Annotated in this window: 2 protein-coding genes and 3 pseudogenes; 4 read left to right on the top strand and 1 reads right to left on the bottom strand. The window is 64.2% G+C overall.

The window, feature by feature from the left end; all coding sequences use genetic code 11:
* A pseudogene (locus ACH107_RS31990) lies at positions 1 to 504 on the top strand (hypothetical protein); the annotation flags it as partial.
* Between the two features lie 236 nt (positions 505 to 740).
* Here ACH107_RS31990 and ACH107_RS31985 read toward each other — a convergent pair.
* Positions 741 to 962, bottom strand: coding sequence for a hypothetical protein (locus ACH107_RS31985; protein WP_412509656.1), 222 nt, complete (start codon positions 960 to 962; stop codon positions 741 to 743).
* A 56-nt stretch (positions 963 to 1,018) separates the two neighbouring features.
* Between ACH107_RS31985 and ACH107_RS31980 the strand changes: the two are divergent.
* From ACH107_RS31980 to ACH107_RS31970, 3 genes and pseudogenes are all read left to right on the top strand, one after another.
* Positions 1,019 to 2,017 (top strand): annotated as a pseudogene (locus ACH107_RS31980) (Rieske 2Fe-2S domain-containing protein); the annotation flags it as partial.
* A 12-nt stretch (positions 2,018 to 2,029) separates the two neighbouring features.
* Positions 2,030 to 2,260 (top strand): annotated as a pseudogene (locus ACH107_RS31975) (alpha/beta fold hydrolase); the annotation flags it as partial.
* The gene (locus ACH107_RS31970; protein WP_412509657.1) at positions 2,243 to 2,410 is read left to right on the top strand and encodes a 3-keto-5-aminohexanoate cleavage protein; all 168 of its coding nucleotides are present in this window, start codon (positions 2,243 to 2,245) and stop codon (positions 2,408 to 2,410) included. The pseudogene ACH107_RS31975 and the gene ACH107_RS31970, both read left to right, overlap by 18 nt.
* The last annotated feature ends 67 nt before the right edge of the window (positions 2,411 to 2,477 follow it).

The raw sequence follows: 2,477 nt of genomic DNA, 5'->3' as shown, positions 1-2,477 counted from the left end.
ACGCTCCGGGCCGGCGGCGGGGCGGTCGAGCGGCCCAAGCATGATTTCCTGACCCGCGCGCGCATCGACGCCCTCGTCCGGACCTGCCTCGGCGGACGCGCGGCCGAAGCGCTGGTGTTCGAGGAGGTCTCGAGCGGCGCCGGCGGCGGCGACGAAAGCGACCTCGCGATGGCCACCCAGCTCCTGACCGACGCCGAGATGCGCCTCGGCCTCGGGGACACCCTGACCTGGCAATCACCTGACATCACCGCACGGCTGCTCGCGCAGCAGTCCCGGACAAGGGTCGAGGACGCCCTCCGGACAGCCGAGGCCGAGACGCGCGCCGCCCTGACCCGTCACCACGCCGCGCTGGAGCGCATCGCTGAGGCCCTCATCGACACGCGGGAGCTTCACACCGAAGACTTGGCAAACCTTCTGGATAAGGTGATCCCGGACAGGACCACGGAGAGCGCAGGTCTTGTTGAGACCAATGAACTCAGCACTCAAGCTCCGTCAGGGACATGACGCTCCGCGCCGGACACTCCCCCAACCAACCCACCAACCCGAAGGGCTCCGGACACCCGTCCGGTGCCCCCCGCGACAGGGCCGCAGGCCCTGCGCGCGCACGATTTGAAAAACCCGGAGACCACACACCCAACCCCCGCCGCCCCCAACGGCGGCGGGACAACCAGGATCATCATATACTGATAAGGCAGGCCCCATGGACACGTCGTAAGCATCCGGCGTAGGCCACAGCAAGGTCAACGCGCGCGGTCACGATCCATCTCGATGAGCCCTTGCAGGTTTTCGATCCCGAACGAAGTGAACGCGATGACGCTTTCGTCGCCGGGGCCGTAGACCCAGATTACGCCATCTTCGGTTTCCATATCGATGGCCAGATCGAAGAGGGGGCGGGGCTCGGCGTGGAGATCGACGAAGACAAGATCGACCAGTTCCGGCGGGACCGCGGGCGGACGACCCACGCGGTCGCCGCACGGTCCTGACGGACCAACGACGCAAGAGGAGGAGGAGGAAGCCAATGTTCACCGAAGCCAACCTGGCCAGCATGGAAAAGCGGCTGACAGGCATCGTCGAGGAGGGTGACTACAACGGCATCTACCGCGCCCGCCGCGACATGTTCACCGATGCCGAGCTCTTCGAGGGTAACTGGGTTTTCATGGCGCACGAGAGCCAGATCCCGAACCCCGGTGACTATTTCACAGTGCATCTCGGCCGCGTGCCGGTTGTCATCACCCGCGACAAGGCCGGCGAGCTTCACGCGCTGGTCAATTCCTGCACGCATCGCGGCGCCATGCTGTGCCGGTTCAAGCGCAACAACACCAAGACCTTTACCTGCCCGTTCCACGGCTGGACGTTCTCGAACGATGGGCGTCTGCTGAAGGTAAAGAACCCCAAGGATGCGGGTTATCCCGAGGACTTCAACAAGGATGGCAGCCACGACCTGCGCCGGGTCAAGCTCGGCAATTATCGCGGCTTCCTGTGGGGCTCGCTGAACCATGACGTGCCCGAGATCGAGGAGTATCTCGGCGAAACCACGAAGCTCATCGACCTGATCGTCGACCAATCTGACGAGGGTGTCGAAGTGCTGCGCGGATCGTCCACCTACACTTTCGACGGCAACTGGAAGCTCCAGGCCGAGAACGGCGCCGACGGCTACCATGTCTCCTCGGTGCACTGGAACTACGTTCAGACCACGTCGCGGCGCGGCCAGGAGGGCAAAGAGGACAAAATCAAGGCCAACGACGCCTCCAAGTGGGACCAGCAGCGCGGCGGCTTCTACGCATTCGACCACGGTCACATCCTGCTCTGGAACATCTGGGCTGACGCGTCGAACCGACCGGCCTACATGCGGTGGGACGAGTACGTCGAAAAGCACGGCGAGACCCGCGCGCGCTGGATGGTGCAGTCGCTTCGCAACCTCTGCATATACCCAAACGTCTTTCTGATGGACCAGTTCTCGAGCCAGATCCGCATGTTCCGGCCCATCGACGTCGACAAGACCGAGGTGACGATCTATTGCATCGCGCCCATCCTCGCGCTCATGGACGCGCTGGCACTCGACGCCCCGATACTGGCCGGCTGCTCGATGGGCGGACGCATCGCGCTGCAGCTCGCGGCCCTGCACCCAAACCGCTTCTCCGGGTTCATCGCCATCGAGGCGTCGGACTTCCAGCCTGCCTGGTACGACATCGACTGGTTCCACCGTCCAGACGCCCATGGCGGCGAAATGGGCGCGGCGCTGGTGTCGGCGAACATCACCATCGAGGAACAGGTCGACAGCACGCGTGCCGCATTCGAGGCGGGCGCGACCATCGCCCATTGCCACGTCCGAGACGACGATGGCCAAGCGACCTGCGACCCGGAGCGCTTCGCGCCTCTAACAGGCTGCTTCTGTGGTTGCCGCCCGTAGTGCAAGAAATTTCTGACCGTTCGAGCATGTGATCGAGTGCGAACTTCTGTGAGGCCTCAGTATGCGG

It is taken from the genome of Roseovarius halophilus (ex Wu et al. 2025), from assembly GCF_047086965.1.
This window is presented reverse-complemented; position numbering and strand designations above follow the sequence as displayed.